The organism is Streptomyces sp. NPDC002602 (assembly GCF_042889445.1).
In the GTDB taxonomy this organism is placed as follows: domain Bacteria; phylum Actinomycetota; class Actinomycetes; order Streptomycetales; family Streptomycetaceae; genus Streptomyces.
In genome coordinates this window covers 24,789-49,751 of the sequence record NZ_JBIAQX010000001.1, presented here as the reverse complement: position 1 = coordinate 49,751, position 24,963 = coordinate 24,789, and the positions used below count along the sequence as shown (strand labels likewise).

At 72.2% G+C, this 24,963-nt stretch carries 26 protein-coding genes; 13 read left to right on the top strand and 13 right to left on the bottom strand.

The window, feature by feature from the left end; genetic code table 11:
- Positions 1-143: 143 nt before the first annotated feature.
- Together ACFYW3_RS00205 and ACFYW3_RS00200 are read right to left on the bottom strand one after the other, a co-directional pair.
- Positions 144-1,145 (bottom strand): ROK family protein, encoded by a 1,002-nt coding sequence (locus ACFYW3_RS00205; protein ID WP_389385086.1) that lies wholly within the window; start codon positions 1,143-1,145, stop codon positions 144-146.
- 27 nt (positions 1,146-1,172) lie between these two features.
- On the bottom strand, positions 1,173-2,387 hold the full coding sequence (locus ACFYW3_RS00200) for a substrate-binding domain-containing protein (RefSeq protein ID WP_389385085.1): 1,215 nt from the start codon (positions 2,385-2,387) through the stop codon (positions 1,173-1,175).
- Between the two features lie 439 nt (positions 2,388-2,826).
- Between ACFYW3_RS00200 and ACFYW3_RS00195 the strand changes: the two genes are divergently transcribed.
- Both ACFYW3_RS00195 and ACFYW3_RS00190 read left to right on the top strand, forming a co-directional pair.
- The gene (locus ACFYW3_RS00195; RefSeq protein ID WP_351750669.1) at positions 2,827-4,116 is read left to right on the top strand and encodes a glycosyl hydrolase; all 1,290 of its coding nucleotides are present in this window, start codon (positions 2,827-2,829) and stop codon (positions 4,114-4,116) included.
- A gap of 30 nt (positions 4,117-4,146) precedes the next feature.
- On the top strand, positions 4,147-6,336 hold the full coding sequence (locus tag ACFYW3_RS00190; protein WP_389385084.1) for an endo-beta-N-acetylglucosaminidase: 2,190 nt from the start codon (positions 4,147-4,149) through the stop codon (positions 6,334-6,336).
- A gap of 10 nt (positions 6,337-6,346) precedes the next feature.
- On the opposite strand, the gene ACFYW3_RS00185 is transcribed toward ACFYW3_RS00190, so the two are convergent.
- Together ACFYW3_RS00185 and ACFYW3_RS00180 are read right to left on the bottom strand one after the other, a co-directional pair.
- Positions 6,347-7,759 (bottom strand): ATP-binding protein, encoded by a 1,413-nt coding sequence (locus ACFYW3_RS00185; protein WP_389385083.1) that lies wholly within the window; start codon positions 7,757-7,759, stop codon positions 6,347-6,349.
- Between the two features lie 12 nt (positions 7,760-7,771).
- The gene (locus tag ACFYW3_RS00180) at positions 7,772-8,476 is read right to left on the bottom strand and encodes a response regulator transcription factor (RefSeq protein WP_389385082.1); all 705 of its coding nucleotides are present in this window, start codon (positions 8,474-8,476) and stop codon (positions 7,772-7,774) included.
- A 317-nt stretch (positions 8,477-8,793) separates the two neighbouring features.
- Between ACFYW3_RS00180 and ACFYW3_RS00175 the strand changes: the two genes are divergently transcribed.
- The 8 genes from ACFYW3_RS00175 (at position 8,794) to ACFYW3_RS00140 (ending at position 15,042) form a co-directional block, all read left to right on the top strand.
- Positions 8,794-9,579, top strand: coding sequence for an amino acid ABC transporter ATP-binding protein (locus tag ACFYW3_RS00175; protein ID WP_053682266.1), 786 nt, complete (start codon positions 8,794-8,796; stop codon positions 9,577-9,579).
- A 109-nt stretch (positions 9,580-9,688) separates the two neighbouring features.
- The gene (locus ACFYW3_RS00170; RefSeq protein ID WP_389385081.1) at positions 9,689-10,543 is read left to right on the top strand and encodes a glutamate ABC transporter substrate-binding protein; all 855 of its coding nucleotides are present in this window, start codon (positions 9,689-9,691) and stop codon (positions 10,541-10,543) included.
- 83 nt (positions 10,544-10,626) lie between these two features.
- Positions 10,627-11,301: an amino acid ABC transporter permease gene (locus ACFYW3_RS00165; protein WP_053682264.1), complete on the top strand. Its 675-nt coding sequence runs from the start codon at positions 10,627-10,629 to the stop codon at positions 11,299-11,301.
- A complete protein-coding gene (locus ACFYW3_RS00160; RefSeq protein WP_389385080.1) occupies positions 11,298-12,182 on the top strand; it encodes an amino acid ABC transporter permease in 885 nt (294 codons plus the stop codon). The genes ACFYW3_RS00165 and ACFYW3_RS00160 overlap by 4 nt, the downstream gene beginning before the upstream one ends.
- 169 nt (positions 12,183-12,351) lie before the next feature.
- Positions 12,352-13,938, top strand: a complete 1,587-nt coding sequence (locus ACFYW3_RS00155) for an FAD-dependent monooxygenase (RefSeq protein ID WP_351750663.1) — start codon at positions 12,352-12,354, stop codon at positions 13,936-13,938.
- 33 nt (positions 13,939-13,971) lie between these two features.
- Positions 13,972-14,058 carry a putative leader peptide gene (locus ACFYW3_RS00150; RefSeq protein ID WP_311318651.1) on the top strand — a complete coding sequence of 29 codons (87 nt, stop codon included), beginning with the start codon at positions 13,972-13,974 and terminating at the stop codon, positions 14,056-14,058.
- Positions 14,059-14,134: 76 nt separating this feature from the next.
- Entirely contained in the window at positions 14,135-14,653 is a 519-nt protein-coding gene (locus tag ACFYW3_RS00145) for a cysteine dioxygenase (protein ID WP_389385079.1), read from the top strand.
- Positions 14,650-15,042 carry a rhodanese-like domain-containing protein gene (locus tag ACFYW3_RS00140; protein WP_389385078.1) on the top strand — a complete coding sequence of 131 codons (393 nt, stop codon included), beginning with the start codon at positions 14,650-14,652 and terminating at the stop codon, positions 15,040-15,042. The genes ACFYW3_RS00145 and ACFYW3_RS00140 overlap by 4 nt, the downstream gene beginning before the upstream one ends.
- Before the next feature lie 142 nt (positions 15,043-15,184).
- Here the strand turns inward: ACFYW3_RS00140 and recX are convergent, their stop codons facing one another.
- Together recX and recA are read right to left on the bottom strand one after the other, a co-directional pair.
- On the bottom strand, positions 15,185-15,772 hold the full coding sequence (gene recX / locus ACFYW3_RS00135) for a recombination regulator RecX (protein WP_389385077.1): 588 nt from the start codon (positions 15,770-15,772) through the stop codon (positions 15,185-15,187).
- 3 nt (positions 15,773-15,775) lie between these two features.
- A complete protein-coding gene (gene recA / locus ACFYW3_RS00130) occupies positions 15,776-16,888 on the bottom strand; it encodes a recombinase RecA (protein ID WP_351750659.1) in 1,113 nt (370 codons plus the stop codon).
- 396 nt (positions 16,889-17,284) lie between these two features.
- Here recA and ACFYW3_RS00125 point away from each other — a divergent pair, with 396 nt between their 5' ends.
- A complete protein-coding gene (locus ACFYW3_RS00125; protein ID WP_389385076.1) occupies positions 17,285-17,794 on the top strand; it encodes a DUF2199 domain-containing protein in 510 nt (169 codons plus the stop codon).
- Between the two features lie 104 nt (positions 17,795-17,898).
- Here ACFYW3_RS00125 and ACFYW3_RS00120 read toward each other — a convergent pair whose 3' ends face one another.
- Positions 17,899-18,738 carry a serine protease gene (locus tag ACFYW3_RS00120; protein ID WP_351750655.1) on the bottom strand — a complete coding sequence of 280 codons (840 nt, stop codon included), beginning with the start codon at positions 18,736-18,738 and terminating at the stop codon, positions 17,899-17,901.
- A gap of 299 nt (positions 18,739-19,037) precedes the next feature.
- Positions 19,038-19,490, bottom strand: coding sequence for a DUF3052 domain-containing protein (locus ACFYW3_RS00115; protein WP_053682257.1), 453 nt, complete (start codon positions 19,488-19,490; stop codon positions 19,038-19,040).
- Positions 19,491-19,719: 229 nt separating this feature from the next.
- On the opposite strand from ACFYW3_RS00115, the gene ACFYW3_RS00110 reads away from it, so the two are divergent.
- Positions 19,720-20,484, top strand: coding sequence for a Clp protease N-terminal domain-containing protein (locus tag ACFYW3_RS00110; protein WP_351750654.1), 765 nt, complete (start codon positions 19,720-19,722; stop codon positions 20,482-20,484).
- On the opposite strand, the gene ACFYW3_RS00105 is transcribed toward ACFYW3_RS00110, so the two are convergent.
- Together ACFYW3_RS00105 and ACFYW3_RS00100 are read right to left on the bottom strand one after the other, a co-directional pair.
- Complete coding sequence (locus ACFYW3_RS00105) at positions 20,435-21,526, bottom strand: AI-2E family transporter (protein WP_053682255.1); 1,092 nt, start codon at positions 21,524-21,526, stop codon at positions 20,435-20,437. The genes ACFYW3_RS00110 and ACFYW3_RS00105 overlap by 50 nt on opposite strands.
- A gap of 174 nt (positions 21,527-21,700) precedes the next feature.
- On the bottom strand, positions 21,701-21,895 hold the full coding sequence (locus ACFYW3_RS00100) for a DUF3046 domain-containing protein (RefSeq protein ID WP_351750652.1): 195 nt from the start codon (positions 21,893-21,895) through the stop codon (positions 21,701-21,703).
- 81 nt (positions 21,896-21,976) lie between these two features.
- Between ACFYW3_RS00100 and ACFYW3_RS00095 the strand changes: the two genes are divergently transcribed.
- Positions 21,977-22,960, top strand: coding sequence for a hypothetical protein (locus tag ACFYW3_RS00095; RefSeq protein WP_389385075.1), 984 nt, complete (start codon positions 21,977-21,979; stop codon positions 22,958-22,960).
- Here ACFYW3_RS00095 and ACFYW3_RS00090 read toward each other — a convergent pair.
- The 3 genes from ACFYW3_RS00090 to ACFYW3_RS00080 all read right to left on the bottom strand — a co-directional run bounded on the left by ACFYW3_RS00090 (position 22,929) and on the right by ACFYW3_RS00080 (position 24,892).
- Positions 22,929-23,237 carry an AzlD domain-containing protein gene (locus ACFYW3_RS00090; protein ID WP_351750648.1) on the bottom strand — a complete coding sequence of 103 codons (309 nt, stop codon included), beginning with the start codon at positions 23,235-23,237 and terminating at the stop codon, positions 22,929-22,931. The genes ACFYW3_RS00095 and ACFYW3_RS00090 overlap by 32 nt on opposite strands.
- Entirely contained in the window at positions 23,234-23,935 is a 702-nt protein-coding gene (locus ACFYW3_RS00085; protein WP_389385074.1) for an AzlC family ABC transporter permease, read from the bottom strand. Before ACFYW3_RS00085 ends, ACFYW3_RS00090 begins: the two co-directional genes overlap by 4 nt.
- Before the next feature lie 108 nt (positions 23,936-24,043).
- Positions 24,044-24,892 carry an AraC family transcriptional regulator gene (locus ACFYW3_RS00080; RefSeq protein WP_351750644.1) on the bottom strand — a complete coding sequence of 283 codons (849 nt, stop codon included), beginning with the start codon at positions 24,890-24,892 and terminating at the stop codon, positions 24,044-24,046.
- Positions 24,893-24,963 lie beyond the last annotated feature (71 nt).

The window sequence follows — 24,963 nt, the reverse complement described above, 5'->3', positions numbered from 1 at the left end:
GAGCGCGGGCTCCCTGGTGCTGTGGCCGGAAGGGTTCACCGTGTCACGGCGCCCGGCAAACCCTTCCGGCCACGGCACCAGGCCGTCTCTTCCGGATCTTGCCTGACCCGCGCCGCCGCCCGGCAAGATCCGAAGGAGACGGCCTAGGCGGAAGCGCCCTCGGGCAGCAGCATCGCCGCGGCGGCCGCCCCGATGAGCCCCGCGTCGGTACCCAGGCTCGCCGGGACGACCTCGATGTCCCGGACGAACGACAGGGTGGCGTACGAGGCCAGGTGCCGCCGGATCGGTGCGAAGAGGGTGTCGCCCGAGGCGGCGACGCCGCCGCCGATGACCGCGATGCGGGTCTCGACGAGGGTGGCGGTGGCGGCGATGGCGGCGGCCAGGGCGCGGCCCGCCCGGTCGAAGGCGGCCTCGGCGACGGGGTCGCCCGACTTGGCGGCGGCCGCGACACCGGCGGCGGTGGCCTCCTGGCCGTCGGCCGGCGTCCAGCCCTGGGCGAGGGCCCAGGCGGCGATGGCGGTGCCGGAGGCGAGGGACTCCAGGCAGCCGCGGCCGCCGCAGACGCAGGGTTCCCCGTCGAAGGCCACGCTGATGTGTCCGATGTGGCCCGCGTTGCCGGTGGGACCGGGGTGGAGCCGGTTGTTCAGGACGAGGCCGCCTCCGACACCGGTGGAGACGACCATGCACAGGGCGTTGGCGTACCCCTTGGCGGCGCCCAGCCAGTGTTCGGCGGCCGTCATCGCGACCCCGTCGCCCGCCAGAACGGTTGGGATCCGGGCCCCGTGGGCGGCCAGTTCCGCCGCGACCCGGGCCTGTACGGGGAACTCCCGCCAGGCGCCGATGTTGACCGGGCTGACCGTGCCCCGGGAGGTGTCGACGGGGCCCGCACTGCCGACTCCGCAGCGGACCACCGAGGGCCACAGAGGGTCGCGTGCCAGGTCCGCGACGACCTCGGCGACCGCCGCCATCACCGCGTCGGCACTCGCCGCGCGCGGCGTGGGGCGGCGGGTGCCGGCCGTCATCGTTCCGTCCGGGTGCACCAGAGCTCCGGCGATCTTCGTCCCGCCGATGTCGATCGCCACGGTCGGGCCGCTGCCCGGGGCGGCGGCTCGAGCGGTGGGGAGGGCGGGGGTGGAACTGGTCACGATGGCGCTCCAGGGAGGGGTCGGAACTCAGTATGCGGCCGGGGGCGGCGCCGTACTCTCGCGGGGCTCCAGTCGCGGCAGCTCGCTCTGCCGGGTCCGGGGCACGCCGCCGGCGAGCACGGCCAGCAGTTCCTCGGCGGCGAGCCGCCCGAACGCGGCCGTGTCACGGACCAGGGCGGTGAGCCGGGGGTGGGTGACCCGGCACAGCGCGGAGTCGTCCCAGGCGACGATCGAGAGCCGGCCGGGGACCGGAACGCCCAGCTCGGTGGCGACGGCGAGGCCGGCCAGCGCCATCACGTCGTTGTCGTAGACCAGGGCGGTGGGGGGATCCGGCTCGGCGAGGACCCGGCGGGTCGCGGCGGCGCCCTCGGCGTCGGAGTAGTCCGTCACCACCGAGCGCACCCGGTCGGGGCCGAGCCCGCGCCCCTCGGACCAGGTGCGCAGCGCGGCCGTCCGCCGGGCGGTGTGGGCGAGGCCGGGAAGGCCGGCGAGGTGGGTGATCCGGCGGTGGCCGAGTCCGTGGAGGTGCTCCAGCACCTGGATCATCGCGCCGGCGTCGTCGGCCCGGATGGTGGACGGACGACGGGTCGACGGGACGGCAGGAGGAAGGGCCCGAGGAAGGGCCCGAGGAGCGGCCCGAGCGGCGGTCGACTCCATGGGATCCGAGTCCGTGATGTCCGGCTCCATGGGATCCGGGTCCGTGGGATCCGGCTCCGTGGTGTTCGGGTCCATGGGGTCCGGCTCCGTGGTGTCCGGGTCGTCCGCCCCGGGGACGTCCGGTCCGCCCACCATCACGGCCGGCAGACCCAACCCGGCGAGGAGCTCCGGTCGCGGGTCGTCGATCCGGGGATCGACGACGATGACCCCGTCCACCCGTCGTTCGGCCCACCACCGGCGGTACACGGCACACTCCGCGTCCACGTCCTCCACCACCTGGAAGAGCAGCGCGATCCGCCCCGCCGACAGCACCTCCTGGACACCGGAGACGAGTCGGAGGAAGAACGATTCCACCCCGAGGGTGTGCGCGGGTCGGGCGAGGACCAGCCCGACGGCGCCGGAGCGCTCCCCGGACAGCGCGCGGGCGGCGCTGTTGGGCTGCCAACCGAGCTCCTCGGCGATCAGACGGACCCGGGCACGCGTGTCCTCGGACACCCCCGGGCGGTCGTTGAGCGCGAAGGAGACGGCGCTCTCCGACACCCCCGACCGGCGGGCGATGTCCTTGATGGTGGGTCTGCGCGCCATGCCTGCCTCATCCTTCGCCGCCGCGGACTCCGATGGCGGGACCGTACGCGATCCGACCCCCGGCAGGCGGCCACCACCGGCGGCGGGCGCCGGCCGAACGGCCTTGCCAGGGGCTTCGATTCGGTCCGCCCCGGCGCCTTACCGGATTCCGCGCACGCCCGTCAACACCCCTGTTATCGACATTGGCCATTTCGCTGCCCTTTCCCCGTGGCCACCGGCATTCGGTTCACGGCTAAACCGCATTAGCGCGGAAGTCTCGATCGTCAACTCCCCTACTGCGGCTTGCGTTGAGGCGCATGAGTGGTCAACTGCCCTGCGGAAGCAGCCTATTCAGTCTCAGGGTGTCGAGATCGCCCGCACCCGACCTGTTGACTTTCCCTCGGAACGGGCGGCAGGTTGTGGGGCGTCCGGTGAATTCCCCTGAACTCCAGGATCATTCATGCACGACGGCAGCGCCCCTCCCCTCCCCCGCCGGCTCCGGTTCGGCGCCAACTACACGCCGACGCGTGGGTGGTTCCACCACTGGCTCGACTTCGATCTCGACGAGGTCCGGGCCGACCTCGACTCGATCGCCGCGCTCGGGCTGGACCACGTACGGGTCTTCCCGCTGTGGCCGTTGTTCCAGCCGAACCGCACGCTGATCCGCCCGCGCGCCGTCGAACAGCTCGTCGCGCTCACCGACGCCGCCGCCGAACGCGGTCTCGACGTCAACGTCGACGGGTTGCAGGGGCACCTGTCGAGCTTCGACTTCCTGCCCGCCTGGACCGGGACCTGGCACCGGCGCAACATCTTCAGCGACCACCATGTGGTGGAGGCGCAGGAGGAGTACCTGCGCACGCTGGCCGCCGCACTCGCCGACCGGCCGAACTTCCTCGGGATGACCGTGGGCAACGAGATCAACCAGTTCTCCGACTCACCGCACCCCGACCCCGACCGGATCACCCAGGCGCAGGCGCGGCGGTGGCTGGAGCGGATGCTGGCCGCCTGCGAGAAGGGGGCCCCGGGGCGGTTCCACGTGCACGCCGAGTACGACGCGGCATGGTACCGGGACGGGCACCCCTTCACCGCGGCCCAGGCGGCCCGGCTGGGCGCGTCCACGGCCGTGCATTCCTGGGTGTTCAACGGGACCGCCCAGCGTCACGGGCGCACCGGGACGGCCACTGAGCATCACGCCGCCTACCTGGTCGAGCTGTCCAAGGCGTGGGCCGCGGACCCGCACCGCCCGGTGTGGCTCCAGGAGGTCGGGGCCCCCGCGCCGCTGATCCAGCCGGAGCACGCGGCGGAGTTCACCGAGGCGACCGTGGCCAACGTGCTGGACTGCCCGGACGTGTGGGGCGTGACCTGGTGGTGTTCGCACGACGTGTCCCGGGACCTCGCGGACTTCCCGGAGCTGGAGTACGGCCTGGGGTTGCTCACCAACGACCGCCGGATCAAGCCCCAGGGGGCGGCCATCGCCCGGATCGCCGAGTGGTGGCGGGGCCGGGAGCACCGCCCGCCCGTCCGGTCCACCGCGCTCGTCGTGGACGTCGGCGGCGCGCGCACCGCGCCCGAGCGGTCGGTGTGCGCCCCGGGCGGGGCCTTCTTCGAGGCGTGGGCCGCGCTCACGGCTCAGGGGGTGCGCCCCGCGGTGGTCCTGGCGGAACACGCCGAGGACCGGGCGCACCTGTCCGCGCGCGGCATCACCGAGGTGCTGCGCGTGACCGAGGTGACCGAGGTGACCGGGGTCTGACCGAGCGTCCCTTCCGCAGAGGAGCCCCGCATGTCAGAGCCCGATCGCGGTGTCGACCCGCACACCGCTCCGCTCCCTCGCAGGTACCCCGCCCGGCCGACCCGGCGAGCGGTGCTCACAGCCGGGGCGGGGATCGCCGCCGCGCAGGCATGGCCCGCGCGAGCCATGGCCGCCGGGGAGGGGACGGCCGCCGGGGAGCGGATGGCCGGCGGCACGGCCGTGCCGGCGACCGGCGGCCCGACGCCCCCGGCGGATCTCGCCCCGTACGCCTCGTACTGGTTCCCGGACTCGCTCCCGGAGGGAACCCCCGGCCCCGGGATCACCTGGCGTTCCCTCAGCGCCTGGAGTCCCGCCTCGGATCCCGACCTGGCCCACAACACCGCCACGGTGCCCCTCGCGCGCCGCTTCACTCCCGTGCCGCCGCATCCCGGCGCCCGGCTCGGGCAGGCCCGGATCTCCTCGCTGGTGTCCTTCGGGCCGACCGCGGGGAACCCGTCGCAGGGTTCCGCGACCGCCGACCACTACGCGCTCACGCACTGGGCGTACATCGACGAACTGGTCTTCTGGGGAGGGTCGTCCGGGGAGGGGATCGTGCTGGCCCCGAACGCGCCCGTGGTCGACGCGGCCCATCGCAACGGGGTCCGGGTGCTGGGCAACGTGTTCCTGCCGCCCGTCGCGTACGGCGGTGACCTGCGGTGGACCCGCGACCTGGTGCGGCGGGACGCCTCGGGCCGGTTCCCGATCGCGGAGAAACTCGTCCGGGTGGCGCGGACGTACGGGTTCGACGGCTGGTTCGTCAACGCCGAGACGGACGGCGGGGACAGCGCGCTCGCGAGCCGGACGCGGGGGTTCCTGCGCGCCCTGCGGGCGGCGGGCGCAGCGCACGGGCTGCGTGTCACCTGGTACGACGCGATGAACACCACCGGTCGGGTCGGGTGGCAGGGGGCGTTGAACGAGCTGAACCGGGACTTCTTCGAGGACCGGTTCGGGACGGTCGCGGACAGCATGTTCGTGGACTTCCGCTGGACGGCCCGGACCCTGGCGGAGTCCGGCGCCCTCGCCGAACGACTGGGCCGCAGCCGTCACGAACTGTGGGCGGCGGTGGACACCGAGTCCCGCGGCTGGAACGCCGAGGTCGACTGGGACGCCATCGTCCCGCGCGGGCGGGACCATGTCGTCGGCATCGGGTTCTACCGGCCCGAGTGGACGCGCAACCACCTCACCGACCGGTCCCCGGGCGCCTTCCACCGGGCCGACGACCGGTTCTGGACGGGCGATTCCCTGGACCCGGCCCGCCCGGCGCCGGAGAGCGGCTGGCGCGCGCCCGCGACCGTCGTCGCCGACCGCTCCACCGTCACCGCGCTCCCCTTCGGCTGCTCGTTCAACACGGGGCACGGGGAGCGCTGGTACGAGGCCGGCGAGGTCACCTCGTCGGCGCCCTGGAACCGGCTCGGCCTCCAGGACGTGCTGCCCGGGCGGCGCTGGGTGGTCGACACCGACGGCCCGCGGCCCTCGGTCACCCTGGACTTCGACGAGGCGTGGCGCGGCGGCTCCAGCCTCCTGGTCGACGGCGTCCTCACCGCGCCCGTCGCCGTCGGGCTGCACGCCACCCGGCTGCCCCTGACCGGTACGACGGTCCTGGACCTGGTCCACGCCCGCGCCCCGGGCGGCGTCCCGGTCACCGTGGAGGTGGGCGTCGCCGTGCGCGAGCCCGCCGGCCCGGGCGAGCCGGTCCCGTACACCTGGTTCGGGATCGACGGCCCCGGCTCCGGTCCGGGCTGGCGCACCGACCGGGTCGCTCTCGGGGCGCGGGCCGGGAGAACCGCGTACGCCCTGGCCGTACGGATCACGGCTCGCGGGACGGGACCGGTGCGCTGGCGGCTCGGGGCCCTGTCGGTCCACGACACCGCCGTGCGGCGCGGGCCCGCCGCCCCGAGCGCGCTGCGGGTGGACGCGTCGGCCCAGCGGGACGGCGAGGCCTCGGTCCGCCTGTCGTGGCGCCGCGCGCCCGGGCCGATCCGCCACCACGAGGTGTACCGCCTGCTGCCGGACGGGGCCCGCCGCTTCCAAGGCGGCACCTGCGGCGCGGCCCTGCACCTGCCGGCCGTCATCCGCGCCGGACGGGAACGCGCGGCAACCTTCGAGGTACGGGCCGTGGACGAGCTGTACGCGCTGTCCGACCCGGCCCGCACCGCCCTGGCCTGGGACGATGCCGAGTGAACCGGCCTGACTAGTCCGCGTGGGGGTCGGTGTGCGGAACGGCCACCGTCACCCGCAGTCCGTGCGGCGGGTTCGTCTCGTACGCGAGGGACCCGCCGCCCGAGGCGAGCAGGGCACGGGAGATGGACAGGCCCAGCCCGGAGCCCTTGATGTTCTGGTGGCGTCCGCTGCGCCAGAAGCGGTCGCCGACGCGCAGCAGTTCCTCGGGGGTGAGGCCGGGGCCCCGGTCGGCGACGGTGACGAGCGCGGAGCGCCCCTCGGTGGAGACCTCGACCTCGACGCGTTCTCCGCGGGGGGTGAACTTGAGGGCGTTGTCGATGACGGCGTCGAGGGCGCTGGACAGGGCGATGGGGTCGGCCCAGCCGGTGACGGCCTCCGGGCCGGGCTCGGTGAGCTCCACGCCCTTCTCCTCGGCGAAGGGGCGCCACGCGGTGACCCGCTCGGCGGCCAGCCCGCCGATGTCGATCAGGCAGATCTCGGCGGCGGCGTGCTCGGCCAGCGCCAGGTCGAGCAGGTCGTCGAGGACCTGGGTCAGGCGTTTACCCTCGGTGCGCACCGAGGCGATCTCCTCGTTCCCCTCGGGAAGTTCGAGGGCGAGGAGTTCGATGCGCAGGAGCAGCGCGGCGAGCGGGTTGCGCAGTTGGTGGGAGGCGTCCGCGACGAACGCCCGCTGCTGCTCCAGCACCTCTTCGACGTTGTCCGCCATCTCGTTGAACGAGTGGGCCAGTCGTCGTAGTTCCGGCGGTCCGCTGTCGGCCGCGACCCGGGAGTTCATCTTGCCGGTGGAGATGCCGTGGGCGGCGGCGTCCAGGGTCTGGACGGGCTTGAGCACCCAACTGGTGAGCCGCAGCGCGGCTCCGAAGGCGACCAGCATGGCGGCGGCGAGGCCGCCCGCGATGAGGAGCCATCCCTGCAGGATCCGGCCCCGCATCTGGTCGGTGGGCGATTCGGTGGCGACGACGGCGACGACATCGCCGTCGAGGACGACCGGGGAGACGACGAGGAGCCTGCCGTCGGTCTGCCAGGGCCACACCTGGCCCGGGTCGTGGCTGCGCCGCCCGGCGAGGGCGTCCTCGAAGGCGCGGCGCCCCTCCCTGGAATCGGGGAGCTGCCACCAGCCGGGCGCGCGGGCCATGGCGTTGTCGTCGCGGTAGAAGATGCCGACGCGGATGCCGTACAGCTCCTGGTAGCGGGCGAGTTCCAGTTGGAGGGTGTCGCGGCGTTCGTCGGCGCCGGTGGAGCCGGAGCCCTCGGCGTCGATGACGAACTGGGCGAGGGCGGCGAAGCGGGCGCTGTCGTCGATCCGGTCGACCACGACCCGCTGCTGTTGTCCGGCGGCGAGGCTGACGGCGAGCGGGAAGCCGAGCGCGAGCAGGACGCCCGCCATGAGGACGACGAGGAGCGGAAGCAGTCGGGCGCGCACGACGGGACCCCGCTAGGGGGCGGCCGGGGTGACGAGCCGGTAGCCCACCCCGCGGACGGTCTCGATGAGTGCGGGCATGCTCAGCTTGGAGCGCAGCGAGGCGACGTGGACCTCCAGGGTCCGGCCGGTGCCTTCCCAGCTGGTGCGCCACACCTCGCTGATGATCTGTTCGCGGCGGAAGACGACGCCGGGCCGCTGTGCGAGCAGGGCCAGCAGGTCGAATTCCTTGCGGGTGAGCGGTACGTCGGTGCCGTCGACGGTGACCCGGCGGGTGGGCAGCTCGATGCTGACCGGGCCGAGCCGGACGATGGCGGGGGCTCCGGTGCCGGTGGCGGCGGCCTCCTCGGAGGCGCCGGTGCGGCGGGCGACGGCGTGGATCCGGGCGAGGAGTTCGCCGGTGTCGTAGGGCTTGACCACGTAGTCGTCGGCGCCCATGTTCAGGCCGTGGATGCGTGAGCGCACGTCGCCACGCGCGGTCACCATGATCACGGGGGTGGCGGTGCGCTTGCGGATCTTGCCGCACACCTCGTAGCCGTCCTGGTCGGGCAGGCCCAGGTCGAGCAGGACCACGCCGAAGGGCGGGGCGTCGGCCGGCAGGAGCGCCTGCAGCGCCTCCTCGCCGTTGCGGGCGTGGGTCACCCGGAAGCCGTGCCGGGCGAGGATCGCGGACAGCGCGGCGGCGACGTGGTCGTCGTCCTCGACGAGCAGCAGTCTCACTGCGTCACCCTTCCCTCGTCCGTCCCGTCCGGTCGGCGGGTGGCGCCGTTGTGGCGGTTTCATTGCGGCGTCATGTCGGTTTCATGGCCACCATGCATCCACGCTGATGCAGAGTCCCACGTCAAGGGAGTTCCGCGCCCGCGAGTCTTCCGTTATGCACCCGGTACGAGTACAGGGGCGCCGTCGTGGGTATCGCGCACGGAGCGTATCCGGGCGAGGCCGGATCGTTATGCTCAATTCTCCCTCAGATGTGATGACGGTGTGCGTGCCTCGTCACTACTGTCCTCCCAACCGACGGAGGACGGAGCAAGAAGCCGATGAGCGGAGTATCAGTGACCAAGGACGTACAGGACGCGGCCGCTGCCGCGGACAGCCTGGTCGTACTGAGCAACGTCAACAAGCACTTCGGCGCGCTGCACGTGCTTCAGGACATCGATCTGAGCATTGCCCGCGGTGAGGTCGTCGTGGTGATCGGTCCCTCGGGATCGGGCAAGTCCACGTTGTGTCGGACGATCAACAGGCTGGAGACCATCGACTCGGGAACCATCACGGTCGACGGCAAGGAACTGCCCTCCGAGGGCAAGGAATTGGCGCGACTGCGAGCCGATGTCGGCATGGTCTTCCAGTCGTTCAACCTGTTCGCGCACAAGACGGTCCTGCAGAACGTCATGTTGGGCCAGTTGAAGGTCCGCAAGACGAACGCGGCGGAGGCGACGGAGAAGGCGAAGGCGCTGCTCGACCGCGTCGGCGTCGGTTCCCAGGCGGACAAGTACCCGGCGCAGCTCTCCGGTGGTCAGCAGCAGCGCGTGGCCATCGCCCGCGCACTGGCGATGGACCCGAAGGTGATGCTGTTCGACGAGCCGACGTCGGCTCTCGACCCGGAGATGATCAACGAGGTGCTGGAGGTCATGCAGCAGCTCGCCCGGGAGGGGATGACCATGGTGGTCGTCACGCACGAGATGGGCTTCGCCCGCTCCGCCGCCAACCGGGTCGTCTTCATGGCCGACGGAAAGATCGTCGAAGAGGCGGTGCCCGAGCAGTTCTTCAGCAACCCCCGCAGCGACCGCGCCAAGGACTTCCTGTCGAAGATCCTGCATCACTGACGGTCTCGTCTGGTAGTGATCCGGTGTCAGAACCCTGACACGACCGGGCCCGCCGACGCGACACGTCTCGCTCGGCGTTCAACCACGTCTCATCCGAGGGAAGTTCACCATGAAGCTTTACAAGGCCGGAGCGGCCGTCGCCGCGGCCGTGGCTCTCGCACTGACCGCGACCGCCTGTGGCGGCAGCGGCGACAAGGCGTCCGGCGAAGCCGGTTCGAGCGGTGGCGCCAAGAAGGACAAGGTCGTCATCGGCATCAAGTTCGACCAGCCCGGCATCGGTCTGAAGACCCCGGACGGCAAGTTCACCGGGTTCGACGTCGACGTGGCGACCTACGTGGCCAAGGAACTCGGCTACCAGCCCGACCAGATCGAGTTCAAGCAGGCCATCAGCGCCGAGCGCGAGAACCTGATCTCCAACGGTGACGTGAAGTTCGTCGTCGCGAGCTACTCGATCAACGAGAAGCGCAAGGCGAAGGTCGACTTCGCCGGCCCGTACCTCATCGCGCACCAGGACCTGCTGGTCCGCGCCGACGACACGTCGATCACCAAGGCCGAGGACCTGAACAAGAAGAAGCTCTGCTCGGTCACCGGCTCCACCTCGGCGCAGAACGTCAAGGAGAAGCTGGCCCCCGAGGCCGACCTCAAGCAGAACGCCGGCTACTCCGAGTGCCTGACCGCCCTGGAGAGCAAGGCCGTCGACGCCCTGACCACGGACAACTCCATCCTGGCCGGCTTCGCCGCGCAGGAGAAGAACAAGGGCAAGTTCAAGCTGGCCGGGCTGAGCCTGAGCAACGAGAACTACGGCATCGGTCTGAAGAAGGGCGACAAGGAGCTCCAGACCAAGATCAACGCCGCGCTCAAGAAGATGGTCTCGGACGGCGCCTGGGAGGCGGCCGTGAAGACGAACTTCGGCCCCGCCGGCTACAAGAACGAGCCTGCCCCGCAGATCACCGAAGGCAGCTGATTCCTCGGTGAGGAGCGTCGCCGCCCGCCTGCCGCGGGCGGCGGCGCCCCTCACCGGCCATCCTGGGGAGAGCGCAGGGCAACGTGTTCGACTTTCTTGATTCCGGGCAGTACGACGTGCTCGGAGCCTTCTGGGTGACGGTTCAGCTCACCCTCTACTCGGCGATCGGGTCCCTCATATGGGGCACCGCCCTGGCGGGAATGCGGGTCAGCCCGGTCCCGCTGATGCGCGGCTTCGGCACCACGTACGTCAACGTGGTGCGCAACACCCCGCTGACCTTGGTGATCATCGGCTGCTCGCTGGGTCTCAGCGAGACCCTCGGCATCACCTTGGGCGGCACCACGTTCAAGGAGACCGGTTTCCGACTGGCGGTCCTGGGACTGACGGCCTACACCGGAACCTTCGTCTGTGAGGCACTGCGCTCGGGCATCAACACGGTGCCCGTGGGCCAGGCCGAGGCGGCGCGCGCGCTGGGCCTGAGCTTCTTCCAGGTGCTCCGGCTGATCGTGCTCCCCCAGGCCTTCCGGGCGGTCATCGCGCCGCTCACCAACGTACTGATCGCGCTCACCAAGAACACCACGGTGGCCGCGGCCATCGGCGTGGCCGAAGCGGCCCTGCTGATGAAGGAAATGATCGAGAACGAGGCCGACGCGCTGTTCGCCGTCTTCGGGGTCTTCGCCCTGGGCTTCGTCCTGCTGACCCTGCCCACCGGCCTGCTGCTGGGCTGGGTGGCCAAGCGAGCGGCGGTGAAGCGATGACGTCCGTGCTGTACGACGCACCGGGTCCGAAGGCGAAGGCCCGGAACTGGATCTACTCCGGCGTCTTCCTCGTGCTCCTCGGCCTCGCCGTGTGGTGGGCGCTGGGGCTCATGGCCGAGAAGAACCAGCTCGAAGCCGACAAGTGGAGCCCCTTCGTCACCGACAGCCAGATCTGGACGACGTTCCTGATCCCCGGCCTGTTGGAGACCCTCAAGGCCGGCGTGATCGCCATGGTGATCGCCCTGCCGCTGGGCGCCCTGCTGGGCATCGGCCGGCTGTCCGACCACGCCTGGGTCCGGGTCCCCGTCGGCGCGTTCGTCGAGTTCTTCCGCGCCATCCCGGTGCTCATGCTGATGCTGTTCGGCTACGCCCTGTACGTCCAGTACAGCGGTGTGTCCTCCGACGTCCGCCCGCTGTACGCGGTGGTCACGGGCCTGGTGCTGTACAACGCCTCGGTGATCGCCGAGATCGTCCGGGCGGGCGTGCTGTCCCTCCCGAACGGGCAGACCGACGCCGCCAAGGCGATCGGCATGCGCAAGGGCCAGACCATGGTCCACGTGCTGATCCCGCAGGCCGTCACCGTGATGCTGCCGGCCCTGGTCAGCCAGTTGGTCGTGATCCTCAAGGACACCGCGCTCGGCGGCACGCTGCTCGGCCTCGGCGAGCTGATGTCGATGTCCCGGCAGATCTCGGCGAACTACAGCAACACGATCGCGACCTTCGTGGTGATCGCGCTGATCTACGTCGCGGTCAACTTCGCCCTCACCAGCTTCGCGTCCTGGATGGAGAGCAGGCAGCGCAGGTCGAAGCGGGGCACCGGCGCCGTGGTCCCGGTGCGGGTCGACGACATGGCCACCGGCGCCAACAGTGGTGGTGCCTGACCGACGGGTCGGCTGACACCAAGTCAGTCATGGTGCGTAGCCTGTGTGGTGCGGCGGAGACCTTCCGTCGCACCACACCGCGTTGCGCCGACGAGTGTCACTTGACGCAGGCACTTCCAGTCGGTTGCATACGTTGTGTGATCACATACCGGACATCGGGAGCCGCGTCATGGACCCGGTGATCGTCGTCGGCGCGGGCCCCGTCGGGCTCGCGCTGTCCCTCGCCCTGGCCGGCGCGGGCGTACCCACCGTCGTACTCGACGAGGGCCCGGGCAAGGACGACCCCCGCCCCGCCCGCTCCGTCGTCCTGCACGCCGACACCGCCGCGATGGCACACCGACTCGGCTGTACGACACTGCGCGACGAGGGCGCCTACTTCGCCGCGTGGCGCACCATGCGGCGCGGCCGGGACTCTCACCGGATCACCTTCGAGGACCACCCGGCCCCGCTGCACCTGCCCCAGCACGCCCTGACGCGCGGACTGCGCGACGCCGCCGGCGCGCATCCGCTGGTCCGGCTGGTGACCGACTGTCGGCTGGACGCCCTCGAACAGGACGAGCGCGGCATCACCGCGCACACCCGGGGCGGCGAGACGACCTGGTGGCGCGGCAGCCACCTCGTGGGCTGCGACGGGGCCCGTTCCACCGTCCGCAAGCTGCTCGGGATCCGCTTCCCCGGCCGGACCGCCGTGGAACGGCACGCGGTGGCCGCGCTGCGTACCGAACTCCCTTGGCCCGGTGAGGCGTTGCTGCACCGCGGCGCGGACCACGAGGTCACCGCCCGCCCGCTGCCTGACGGGGTGTGGCGGCTGGACTGGCTGCTCCCCTCGCGCGGCGAACTCGTCACCCCCGACGCCCTGGTGACCCTCATCCGGGACACCCTCGCGGCGTGGTGCGGGGGCACGACTCCCCCGTACGACCTGATCGACACCGGGGTGCACACCCTGCACCACCGGCTCGCCCGGCGCTGGCGCGACGGCCGGGCCTACCTCGCCGGGGACGCGGCGCACCTGTTGGGCGCGCTGGGCACCCAGGGCGTCGAGGAGGGACTGCGGGACGCCGAGAACCTGGCCTGGAGGCTGGCGGTGGCCTGGCACCAGGGGGCTTCCGAGGCGCTGCTCGACGGGTACGAGGACGAGCGCCGCAGGGCGGTCGCCGCCCGGCTGCGCGCCGCCGACCAGGCCATGCCCGCGCTGCGCGGCGGGGGCGGCCTGCGCACCTACCTCCCCGGCGCGGCGCGCTCCGCCGAGGGTCTGCTCACCGACGGCCACCTCGGCCGGGGACCGCTGGGCGCGGAGCCCGCGTACGCCCCACCGGTGGCGGTACGGGAGGTCCCGACGGCCACGGAACCGGGCGGCCCGGTGGCCGACGTCCCGGTGACCGCTCCCGACGGCACCACCGTGCCGTTGCGCGACCTGCTCGGCCGGGGCCGGCTGCTGGTGCTCCTCGTCGCCCCGGGCACCGGGGTCTGGGACCGCCGCCACTGGCTCGGCGCCGGTCTGATGCCCCGGCTCGCGGCGGCGGTCAGCGCGCTCCCGACCCGCGCGGACCTGCTGGTCGCGGACAGCTATCCGGGGGCTCCGGCCCACACCGTGCTGCTGGTACGGCCCGACGGCCACCTGGCGGCGACCTTCGCGGGGGTCCGCCCGGCGGAGTTGTACGAGGCGGCGGACGCCGTCCGCGGCGGGGCGCCCGAACCGGCGCGCGCGCCCTCGATCACCCCGGCCGTGACCACGCCCACCTCCGTGATCGATTGACCGGTCTCCCGCTCACGTGCTTGACTCGCGGACATGACCGGCAACGACGTACGCCTGTGGCGGAGGGTTCACATGGACCTGCTCCGCTACGCGGGCTGCGTGTGTCGCCCTTCCTGTTGATTCGCCCTTTCCCCCGCGCGCCCCGTGCCCTTCCGGGATCGCGCGCATCTTCGCGAACCTCCAGGACGGTCATTCCATGTCTTCCCCCACCCTGATCTCGGCCGGTCCGACGACCGCCGAGCTTCTCGACTTCGCGCTGCGCACTGCGGCGGACCCCGAGATCGTGGGCTCGCTCCCGCTCGACCCCGAGGGCCGTACGTGGGTACGGCTGAACGGGCCCGGCGGCAGCGAGGCCTGGCTGATCGGTTGGCCTCCGGGCACCGGCACCGGCTGGCACGACCACGCCGAGTCGCGGGGCGCGTTCGCCACCGCGCGCGGCCGGCTCACCGAACACTCCCTGGCCGTCCGCCTTCCCTCGGAAGGCTGGAAGTCCCTCGAACTGGCCCCCGACGTGGACCGCTGGCGCGATCTGACCGAGGGCACGGGCCGCAGCTTCGGCCTGCACCACGTGCACGAGGTGCTCAACGAGTCCCCGGCCGAGCACGCCGTCTCCGTCCACGCGTACTACCCACCGCTCCCGTTGATCCGCCGCTACAGCCGCAGCGGGCAGGTCCTGCGGCTGGAGCACGTCGAGCGTCCGACGGACTGGCAGTGAGCGCCGCGCCGGAGGGCATCGACGCCCTCGTCGACCGTCTCAGGACCACCTACACCCGGGTCTCGCCGGAGCAGGCGTACGCCGCTTCCGGCGAGGGCTCGCTCCTCGTGGACATCCGGTACCAGGCGCTACGCGACCGTGACGGCCTGATCCCGGGCGCACTGGTCGTCGAGCGCAACGAACTGGAGTGGCGCCTCGACCCCCAGGGGTCGCACCGGCTCCCCGAGGCGACGGGACATGACATCGAGGTCGTCGTCATCTGCAACGAGGGCTACGCCTCCACCCTGGCCGCGGTCTCCCTCCACGCCCTGGGACTCCACCGGGCGACGGACCTGACGGGCGGCTTCCAGGCCTGGAGATCGGCCGGTCTCCCCACCACCGCCGTCTGACGCACCTCGTACGCGCAAGCCCGGGCACACCAGCCCGGGCCTGCCTGCCCGCCCGGCCTGCCCATTGCCGGCCCACCTGCCCGCTCTCGGCCGCCGCACCGGCCCGCCGCCCGTCCCCCCGCGGGCCGGGCAGGAGACCGGTTCAGCCGCCGGAGTACTCGGGGGCGTCGACATCGTCGGCGTCCTCCGTCTCCAACGCGCGGCGGACCACCCGCAGGGCCATGCCCTCCGGGTACCCCTTGCGGGCCAGCATCCCGGCGAGGCGCCGGATCCGCTTGTCCCGCTCCAGGCCCCTGGTCGAGCGGAGCTTGCGCTCCACGAGCTCCCGGGCCGTCTCTTCCTCCTGCTCGGAGTCCAGCTGTTCCAACGCCTCCTGTACGAGGGTGGCGTGTACTCCCTTGGTCCGCAGCTCCTGCGCGAGCGCCCGTCGCGCCAGGCCCCGGCCCCGGTGGCGGGACTCCACCCAGGCACCGGCGAAGGCGGCGTCGTCGATCAGGCCCACCTCCTCGTACCGGGAGAGGACCTCCTGTGACACCTCCTCGGGGATGCCTCGCTTCTCCAAGGCGTCCGCGAGTTGCCGCCGGGTTCGCGGCATCCCGGTGAGCAGGCGCAGACAGATCGCCCGCGCCTGCTCCTCGGGACTCTGGGGCGGCAGCGCGCCGCGGGCTTCACGACCGCCCTCCCGGCGGCCCTCCCGACCGGCTCCGCCGCCCCTTTCCTGCTCCCGCACGGGTCAGCTCTTGGCTACGGCGGCCTTGGCCGTCGTCTTCGCCTTCGATGCCGGGGCGGGCACGGCCGCGGCATCGGCGGGGGCGTCCGCGCCGGTCTCGGCGGGGGCCTCGGCGTCCTTGCGCACGCCCACGCCCAGCTTCTCCTTGATCTTCCGCTCGATCTCGTCGGCCAGGGCCGGGTTGTCCTTCAGGAAGTTGCGAGCGTTCTCCTTGCCCTGGCCGAGCTGGTCGCCCTCGTACGTGTACCAGGCGCCGGCCTTGCGCACGAAGCCGTGCTCCACGCCCATGTCGATCAGGCCGCCCTCGCGGCTGATGCCCTGGCCGTAGAGGATGTCGAACTCGGCCTGCTTGAACGGCGGCGCGACCTTGTTCTTGACGACCTTGACGCGGGTGCGGTTGCCGACCGCGTCCGTGCCGTCCTTCAGGGTCTCGATACGGCGGATGTCGAGACGCACCGAGGCGTAGAACTTCAGCGCGCGACCACCGGTGGTGGTCTCCGGCGAGCCGAACATGACGCCGATCTTCTCGCGGAGCTGGTTGATGAAGATGGCGGTGGTCTTGGACTGGTTGAGGGCACCGGTGATCTTCCGGAGCGCCTGGCTCATCAGTCGAGCCTGGAGACCCACGTGGGAGTCACCCATCTCGCCCTCGATCTCGGCGCGCGGCACGAGCGCCGCGACGGAGTCGATGACGATCAGGTCGAGGGCACCGGAGCGGACCAGCATGTCCACGATCTCCAGCGCCTGCTCGCCGGTGTCCGGCTGGGACAGGATGAGGTTGTCGGTGTCGACGCCGAGGGCCTTGGCGTACTCGGGGTCCAGCGCGTGCTCGGCGTCCACGAAGGCGACGGTGCCGCCGGCCTTCTGGGCATTGGCCACGGCGTGCAGGGTCAGGGTGGTCTTACCGGAGGACTCCGGTCCGTACACCTCGATCACACGGCCGCGGGGGAGCCCGCCGACGCCCAGGGCGATGTCCAGCGCGGTCGACCCGGTGGGGATGACCTCGATGGGGTCGTTCGGCTTGTCGCCGAGGCGCATGACCGCACCCTTGCCGAATTGCCGTTCAATCTGTGCGAGAGCGGCGTCAAGAGCCTTCTCGCGGTCGGTGCCTGCCATGGGTTCCACCCGATTTGCTTGAGTCGATCGCTTCACGCCATTGACGCTAACGCCTGCCACTGACAATGCGCTCCCACGCACTGCTCAGCTGTGGATAACTCATGAGAATGGATGTTCGATTTCCCTGTCAAGCGCACCACACCCACCCCACCCCGCCCGCCTCCGACCTGCCGTGACGGCCGGCGCGGCCGTGAGGAGGGCACGCCGGCCCACCCGAGGGTGGGCCGGCGAACAAGGATCCGGAAGCATCCGCTCCGTCACGCCCGGCACCTCCGGCACGCGCGGCGGGCGGGGCGACGGGCGGGCGGCCCGGCGGACGGGCGGAGAGCGGCCGACCACCGGGCGGGCGAGCGGCCCGCGAGCCTTCCGCCGCGATCGGTTCATTAGGCTCGCGGCATGGCCAACGATCTCGGATTCACGTGTACACGCTGCGGCGAGCACCACGCGGAGCTCCCCCTGAGCTACTCGACGCTCGCGCCCGAGGCCTGGAATCCAGCCTTCGAGGCCGACCCGGACAGCACGCTGTCGTCCGAGCAGTGCGTCATCCAGGGTCGGCACTTCTTCATCAGGGGCCTGATCGAGATACCCGTGGTCGACAGCGGCGACGTCTTCTCGTGGGGCGTCTGGATCTCGCTCAGCAAGGAGAGCTTCGGCCGCGCCCTCGACCTGTGGCACGCGGAGGGCCGCGAGGCCGAGAAGCCTTGCTTCGGGTGGCTCAGCACGGAACTCGCGCTCTACTCCCCCGGCACCGTCAACCTGAGGACGACCTGCCACACGCGCCCGGTGGGGCGGCGCCCGTTCATCGAGCTGGAGCCCACCGCGCACCCCCTCGCCGTCGAGCAGCGCACCGGGATCACCCTCGACCGGGTCCGTGAGATCGCCGCGGCCGTGCTGCACCCGGCCTGACCGGCCCGGCGGCGACGCGGCGACGGCCGGGTGGCGACGCACGACCGCCCGCCCCCGCGCGCACCGGCAGACGGCGGACGCGACGACGGGCGGTCACGGGAGTGCTACGGCTTGGGCAGCGCGCAGCCGGGGCGGTTCAGGTCGATCACGTTGCCGGCGCCTATGCAGGGGACGATCGTGTACGTCTCCTGGGCGTAATTGATGCCCCGACGGACCGTCACGTTGCCGTTCTGGTCCACCTCACACGGGTTGTTGTCGGTGCACCGGCCGCCGTCCTCGTTGCCGGTGTTGTTGACGGCGACGACCTTGCCCGTCGTCGTGTCGATCACCGGTGAGCCCGAGGTGCCGCCGATGGTGTTGCAGGCCGAGGTGTAGCGGACCGAGTCCTTCCAGGTCCACTCGCCCTCCTTGAGCCGGTAGGCGAACCCGTCGACGTTGCAGCTGTAGGTGCGCTTCCAGTACCCCGACACCACCTTGATCGCCGAGCCCTGCACCGGGCGGACGTCGTTGAGGGTGAGCGCGCCGATGCCGTACTGGCTCTGTATCTGCGCGTACGTCTTGGTGAGTTGGTAGATCGACACGTCCGTGTCGGTCATCGTGCCGTACGCGATCTTGCTTGCCCGGAGGGTCGCCACCTTGGAACCCGAGGCGTTGAGGAGCGAGAAGGAGCGGCTGGACGCCCGGTCCTTGACGACCTCGCCGGCCGCCGGGAAGCCGGTCTCCAGGCAGTGTCCGTTGGAGAGGACCAGGGCGGGGTCGTTCGGCTGGGAGGCGGGGGCGCGGACCACGGAGCCGGAACAGTTGCTGAGCGCGACCGTTCCCGCGAAGGTGACGGCGACGGCCGGGGCCGCCTTCTCCTCCAGGGGTACGGAGGCCACGGCCGGGGCCGCCGACGCTCCCATCAGGAGCGCGGAGAGCAGGGCGCCGGCGAGAGGCTTGTTCACGTGGGGGGTTCCCCTCTCGAATCGAGGGCTGGGTTCGCCCGTGACAATGCGACCGAAGATCCTTCGGTTGTCATGCGCATTGTTAAGAGCCGGCGACCAACCCACAAGAGGGCATGGCGAGTCGAGGAAAGCCGTTATCACCGAAGGCGTGGCCGGATCCGAACCCCCGCACCCCCATGCGATTCCCCGCGCCCGACGCGACGCGAAAGACCGGTCGATACGACGCGACGCGAAAGACCGGTCGATCCACCCCTCGGGCGGATCGACCGGTCACCGGGCGGACGTCGCCGCCGCCCGCCCTACCTCCGGGACTTGGGGGTGGTGAGCCTGGCTCCGGCCCAGCGCTTGGTCACACTGACCGGCCGGGCCTGCGAGAGGCCGGCCGTCGTCACGGCCTCGGCGATGTCGCTGGGCTCGACGTGTCCGTCCAGCCCGACCTTCGGGGTGAGGAGCCAGATCACGCCACCGTCCTCCAGCAGCGCGATGCAGTCGACGAGTCCGTCGGTGAGGTCGCCGTCCTCCTCCCGGAACCACAGGAGGACGACGTCCACGACGTCGTCGTAGTCCTCGCCGACCAGTTCCTGACCGATGACCCGCGCGATGCCCGCGCGCAGCTCCTCGTCGACGTCGTCGCCCAGGCCGATCTCCTGGACGACCTGACCGGGCTCGAATCCGAGCCGGGCCTCGGGGCCGCCCGTCCGCTCGTCTTCCGATGTCGTCACTGCGGTCTCCTCCACTCCGGGCGCGCCCATCGCGCACGTGCGTAACGTAGCCGATCCGATACGGAACGTGGCGCGCCGAGCGCGGCAGTCGGCCCTGCGGACACGCCGGCCCCCTTCCCGCGACCCGGCCGCGCCGACCACGGAGCCGGAGCCGGAGCCGCGAACGACAAGACGAAGAAACGGCGCGAACGACGGAACGGCGGATCGACTGACAACTCAGGGTTGACAGTCGATCGACCGTCAACCTACGGTTGCCTACATGACGAACCCACCCGTGGAACCCGTTCGCATGACCAATCCGGTACGCCTCGACGACCTCATCGAGGCCATCAAGAAGGTCCACTCCGACACCCTGGAGCAGCTCAGCGGCGCGGTCGTCGCCGCCGAGGCGCTCGGGGACGTCGCCGATCACCTCATCGGCCACTTCGTCGACCAGGCCCGCCGCTCCGGCGCCTCCTGGACCGACATCGGCCGCAGCATGGGCGTCACCCGCCAGGCCGCCCAGAAGCGCTTCGTCCCCAAGAGCGACAAGGGCGACGGTGCCGAGGGCGACCTCGACTCCGCGCAGGGCTTCGCCCGTTTCACCCCCCGTGCCCGCAACGTCGTGATGACCGCGCAGAACGAGGCCCGCGCCGCCGGCAACACCGAGATCCGCACCGAGCACCTGGTCCTCGGCCTGCTCGCCGACCCCGAGTCGCTCGCCGGTCAGGCCCTGCGGGCCCAGCGGGTCGCGGCGGACGACGTCCGCGCCGCCGCCGGCGCCGCGCTGCCGGAGGCCGTCGCGGAGGTGCCCGACCTCGTCCCCTTCGACGTCGGCGCCAAGAAGGCCCTGGAGCTCACCTTCCGCGAGGCCCTGCGGCTGGGCCACAACTTCGTCGGCACCGAGCACCTCCTGCTCGCCCTGTTGGAGTTGGAGAACGGCGAGGGCGTGCTGAGCGGCCTGGGCGTGGACAAGGCCGCCGTCGAGGCGACCGTCACCGAAGCCCTGGCAGCCGTACTCGCCGACGCGGACGCGAAGAAGTAGAGGCGTCCGCGCCCTCCGTCAGCTCGTACCTCTTCACGTACGCGCCGAGGAAGGCCTGGAGCGTGGCGACGGCGGGGATCGCGATGAGCGCCCCGACCGCACCGAGCAGGGCGGTGCCCGCGATGACCGAGCCGAAGGCGACCGCCGGATGGATGTCCACGGTCCGCGACGTCAGCTTGGGCTGGAGCACGTAGTTCTCGAACTGCTGGTAGACCACCACGAATCCGAGGACGTACAGCGCGTACCAGGGGTCGATCGTGAAGGCGATCAGCATCGGCAGCGCGCCCGCCAGGTAGGTGCCGATGGTGGGGATGAACTGGGACACCAGCCCCACCCACACCGCGAGGGCGGGCGCGTAGGGCACACCGAGGACCGCGAACAGGATGTAGTGCGCGATCCCGGAGATCAGCGCCATCAGCCCGCGCGAGTAGAGGTACCCGCCCGTCTTGGCGACGGCGATCTCCCAGGCGCGCAGCACCTCCGACTGCTTGCCGGGCGGCAGCACGGAGCACAGCGCGCGGCGCAGTCGCGGGCCGTCGGCGGCGAAGTAGAAGGAGAACAGCCCGATCGTCAGCAGCCTGAAGAGCCCGCCGAGGACGGTGGCGGACACGTCGAGCACGCCGGTCGCGCTGTTCTGCACGTACTTCTGCAGCCAGTCCGAGTGCAGCAGGCTGTCCTGGATCGACAGCCGGGACAGTTCGGTGTGGAAGGTGTCGTTGATCGATCCGATCACCGAGTCCAGGTACTTCGGGAAGCCCTCCACCATGTCCACGATCTGCCCGGCGAGCATCGAGCCGAGCAGCGCGACGAATCCGGCGGTCGCGACGAGAACGCCCAGGTAGACCAGGAAGGTGGCGAACCCGCGGCGCATGCCGCGGGCCGCCATCCGCGCCACCGCGGGCTCTATCGCGAGGGCGAGGAAGAAGGCGATCAGGATGTTGACGAGCAGCCCGATCAGCTGGTGGAAGGCCCAGCTTCCGAGTTGGAAGCAGGCGACCAGGGCCAGTACGAGGATCACCGCGCGCGGCAGCCACCGCGGCATCCGCGCCTCGGCCGTGGGGCCCGCGGGCGACGGCACCCGGTCCGGGCCGCCGTCACGCGGCCGCTCTCCGGGATCGGCGGGGCCCGGCGCGGGCTGTTCGGTCGTCTCTTCTGTCGCTGCCACGCCGCCCAGTGTGTCCCACCTGCGGCGCTCGCGAGGAAACGGGCCCTCGGCTCAGCGCAGCGAGGCCGGCACGTCCATCGCCGCGCACACCGCGCGCCACACGTCCTTGGCCTCCCAGCCGGCGTCGAGGGCCTGGTGGACGGTGCGTCCGCCGAGTTCCGTCATGACGTGGTCCCGCGCGAAGGAGTCCGCGTAGCCCGCGCCGAAGTGCTCGGCCATCCGTTCCCAGAAATTCGTCAACCGCATGCCACCAGTATCGCGCCCCGGAGAGTGCACCCACCGCGTTCGGGCCCCGCCGCCGCATCCGTGCGTCCTACGGTTTCACGCATGCCTGGAGACGAAGCGTCCTCGCCGGCCCCGGCGGCCTCACCGGCCCCGATCGCCCCGCTGGCCCGTGCCGAGCAGTTCATCTGGCTCACCGCCCGGGTCCTGGAGCAGCGCCGGTTCGCGTTCCACTTCCTCGGCGGGGACGCCGACGCGGTGGACGCCGCCCTCGGCGCGTACCTGGGCGCGGACGGGGGCTACGGTCACGCGCTGGACCCGGACCTGCGCGGCCCGCTGAGCCAGCCCCTGCACACCGCGCACGCCCTGCGCGTCCTCGACGCCCTGGGCCGCTGCACGGGCCGGCGCATCGAGCGGCTCTGCCGCCACCTGACCCTGGTCTCCACCCCGGAGGGCGCGCTCCCCCTGGTCTTCCCGGCCCCGCGCGACTACCCGGCGGCCCCCTACCACCCGATGCGCGACGATCCCCCGAGCGAGCTGCTGACGACGGGGCCGATCGTCGGCCTGCTCCACCGCAACCGGGTCTGGCACGCGTGGCTGTTCCGGGCCACGGACTTCTGCTGGGACCGGGTCGAGACCCTGCGCCACTCGCATCCGTACGAGATCCAGAGCGCGGTCGCCTTCCTCGACGGGGTGCCCGACCGGGGTCGTGCGGCGGCGGCCGCGGACCGGCTCGGGCGGCTGGTGCGGGAGCGGGGGCTCGTGGTGCTGGATCCGGAGCGCCGCGAGGAGCAGCCTCCGGCCGCGGGCTACGCGCCGGACGAGCGGCTGTTCCCGTACGACTTCGCGCGCCGCCCGGAGTCGCTGGCCCGGGGATGGTTCACCGACGCGGAGATGGAGGGCGCCCTGGACTTCCTCGCCGCCGAGCAGCAGCAGGACGGCGGCTGGCCGGTGCGTCGCAGGGCCTGGGCGCCGGGCAGCTCCCTGGAGCGGCGGCCGATCGTCACGGTCGAGGCGTTGCTGACCCTGCGGGCGTACGGTCGCCCGCTCGACCCGGTCACCCGGTCAGGGCCCGCAGCCCCGCGGTGACGGCGACCGCGGCCCCGACCACCACCAGGAACGGGGCGCGCAGCAGCAGGGCGATCCCGGCGGCGGCCAGCCCGGCGGCCCGGGCGTCCAGCACCAGTTCCTGCCCGGTGCTGAAGGTCTGCTGGGCGGTGAGCGCGGCGAGCAGGGCGACGGGCAGCAGCGCGGCGAGTCGGCGCACCACGGGCCGTTCCAGGGCCTCGGCGGGGACGAGGAGACCGGCGAGTTTGACCGCGTAGCAGCCGACGACGGTCACCGCGATGGCGATCCAGACGTTCACGAGCGGCGCCCCTTCATCCACAGCACGATCGGCGCGGCCAGCGCCGCGATCAGCACGGGCACCCCGGAGGGCAGCACGGGCAGCAGGCCCAGCCCGAGCACCAGGGCGAGGGCGGCCACCGCCCGCTCGGTGGAGGTCTTCAGCATCGGCGCGAGCAGGGCCAGGAACACGGCGGGCCCGGCGGCGTCCAGCCCCCACACGCGGGTGTCCCCGATGGCCTCGGCGCCGAGGGCGCCCAGCAGCGTGGTCAGGTTCCACAGGACGTAGAGGGTCAACCCGGTCACGGTGAAGCCGAGCCGGGCCGACTTCCGGTCGCGCTGGGCCAGGGCCACGGCGGTGGTCTCGTCGATCACCCAGTGCGCGGCGAAGGGCCGTACCGCCCTGGGGAGGGACAGCAACTGCGAAAGCCGCAACCCGTAGAAGGCGTTGCGGGTGCCGAGGAAGAACGCCCCGGCAGCGGCGGTGAACGGGTTCCCGCCCGCCGCCAGCGCCCCGACCAGCGCGAACTGCGAGGCCCCGGTGAACACCAGCAGGCTCAGCACACAGGCCTGGAGCACGCTCACGCCCGCCCCGGCCGCGGTCACCCCGAACGCGAACCCGGACAGCCCGACGGCCACGCCGACACCGAGCGCGTCCCGGATGACGGCGGCCCGCGGCTTGTCGGCGACCCCTTCGTCGGGGGCCTCTCGTATCACCATCTGATGTTCTCCCACCCCGTGAACCTAGGCGGGGTGGGGTGATCCGGTCTTGTACGTTCTTGCGGCCCGGGTCCCCGCTCGTCTCGGACTTCGGGCGCGGACCGGCGCCTAGGCGGCGGAGCCCCCGGCGGCCCGCTCCCTCCGGTACGCGCCCGGGGGCACGCCCACGATCCGGGTGAAGTGGCGGTTCAGGTGCGGCTGGTCGGTGAAGCCGACGGCGACCGCCGCCTCGGCCGGCGGGGTGCCCGCGTCCAGGAGCCGGCGCGCCCGCCGGACCCGGGCATCGGTGAGCCAGGTGTGCGGGGGCATCCCGTAGCGCTCCCGGAAGGCCCGCAGCAGGGCGAACGGGCTCGTGCCCAGTTCCGTCGCGAGCCGCTCCAGCGAGGGCGGCTCGACCATCCGGTCCTCCAGCACGATCCGGGCCCGCTCGGCGTCCGCTGCGCCCGCCCGGCGGGACTCGCGGGCCGGCAGCGGTCCGGCGTGCCGGGTCAGCATCCGCGCGACCGCGCTCCGCAGCAGGGTGTCGGCGGCCAGCGCGTTGCCGGCCTCGGCGGCCCGGTGCACCTCGGTGATCACCCGGGAGGTGTGCGGATCGGTGACCATGTCGACCGTGAAGCCCGGCGTTCCCCGCAGGGTGCCGATCTCGGCGGCGACCTCGGTGATCAGCTCCCGGGACGGGTAGAGGGTGGCGTACGCCCAGCCCTCGGGGACGCCGGCGCGGGCGGTGTGCGGGACCTCGGGGTTGATCAGGACCACGCTTCCCGGGCCGGCGCGCAGGGTGGTGCCGGGCAGGCCGATCTCCTCGATGCCGCCGGTGACGGCCGCGATGACGTACCCGTCGTGGGCGTGGCGCGGAAAGGTGTGCCGTACGTAGTGGGCGCGCAGCAGGTCCAGGCCCGGCAGCTCCGCGTGCTGCCAGTGCCGTGCCCATTCCCGGCGGCCCTCGTCCGTGCCCATCCCCCCATTCTGCGCCCCGGGAGCGCGGCGCGTTTGCGCAGGTCCGGCCGGTTGTCAGTGGCCGGGTGCAC

What these genes read in the sequence shown, in the direction of transcription:
- ACFYW3_RS00200 (WP_389385085.1), bottom strand. Translation starts at nt 2,387, where the DNA reads ATGGCGCGCAGACCCACCATCAAGGACATCGCCCGCCGGTCGGGGGTG.
- ACFYW3_RS00195 (WP_351750669.1), top strand. Translation starts at nt 2,827, where the DNA reads ATGCACGACGGCAGCGCCCCTCCCCTCCCCCGCCGGCTCCGGTTCGGC.
- ACFYW3_RS00190 (WP_389385084.1), top strand. Translation starts at nt 4,147, where the DNA reads ATGTCAGAGCCCGATCGCGGTGTCGACCCGCACACCGCTCCGCTCCCT.
- ACFYW3_RS00175 (WP_053682266.1), top strand. Translation starts at nt 8,794, where the DNA reads ATGAGCGGAGTATCAGTGACCAAGGACGTACAGGACGCGGCCGCTGCC.
- ACFYW3_RS00170 (WP_389385081.1), top strand. Translation starts at nt 9,689, where the DNA reads ATGAAGCTTTACAAGGCCGGAGCGGCCGTCGCCGCGGCCGTGGCTCTC.
- ACFYW3_RS00160 (WP_389385080.1), top strand. Translation starts at nt 11,298, where the DNA reads ATGACGTCCGTGCTGTACGACGCACCGGGTCCGAAGGCGAAGGCCCGG.
- ACFYW3_RS00155 (WP_351750663.1), top strand. Translation starts at nt 12,352, where the DNA reads ATGGACCCGGTGATCGTCGTCGGCGCGGGCCCCGTCGGGCTCGCGCTG.
- ACFYW3_RS00150 (WP_311318651.1), top strand. Translation starts at nt 13,972, where the DNA reads ATGACCGGCAACGACGTACGCCTGTGGCGGAGGGTTCACATGGACCTG.
- ACFYW3_RS00145 (WP_389385079.1), top strand. Translation starts at nt 14,135, where the DNA reads ATGTCTTCCCCCACCCTGATCTCGGCCGGTCCGACGACCGCCGAGCTT.
- recA (WP_351750659.1), bottom strand. Translation starts at nt 16,888, where the DNA reads ATGGCAGGCACCGACCGCGAGAAGGCTCTTGACGCCGCTCTCGCACAG.
- ACFYW3_RS00125 (WP_389385076.1), top strand. Translation starts at nt 17,285, where the DNA reads ATGGCCAACGATCTCGGATTCACGTGTACACGCTGCGGCGAGCACCAC.
- ACFYW3_RS00115 (WP_053682257.1), bottom strand. Translation starts at nt 19,490, where the DNA reads ATGGGCGCGCCCGGAGTGGAGGAGACCGCAGTGACGACATCGGAAGAC.
- ACFYW3_RS00110 (WP_351750654.1), top strand. Translation starts at nt 19,720, where the DNA reads ATGACGAACCCACCCGTGGAACCCGTTCGCATGACCAATCCGGTACGC.
- ACFYW3_RS00105 (WP_053682255.1), bottom strand. Translation starts at nt 21,526, where the DNA reads ATGCCGCGGTGGCTGCCGCGCGCGGTGATCCTCGTACTGGCCCTGGTC.
- ACFYW3_RS00100 (WP_351750652.1), bottom strand. Translation starts at nt 21,895, where the DNA reads ATGCGGTTGACGAATTTCTGGGAACGGATGGCCGAGCACTTCGGCGCG.
- ACFYW3_RS00095 (WP_389385075.1), top strand. Translation starts at nt 21,977, where the DNA reads ATGCCTGGAGACGAAGCGTCCTCGCCGGCCCCGGCGGCCTCACCGGCC.
- ACFYW3_RS00085 (WP_389385074.1), bottom strand. Translation starts at nt 23,935, where the DNA reads ATGGTGATACGAGAGGCCCCCGACGAAGGGGTCGCCGACAAGCCGCGG.
- ACFYW3_RS00080 (WP_351750644.1), bottom strand. Translation starts at nt 24,892, where the DNA reads ATGGGCACGGACGAGGGCCGCCGGGAATGGGCACGGCACTGGCAGCAC.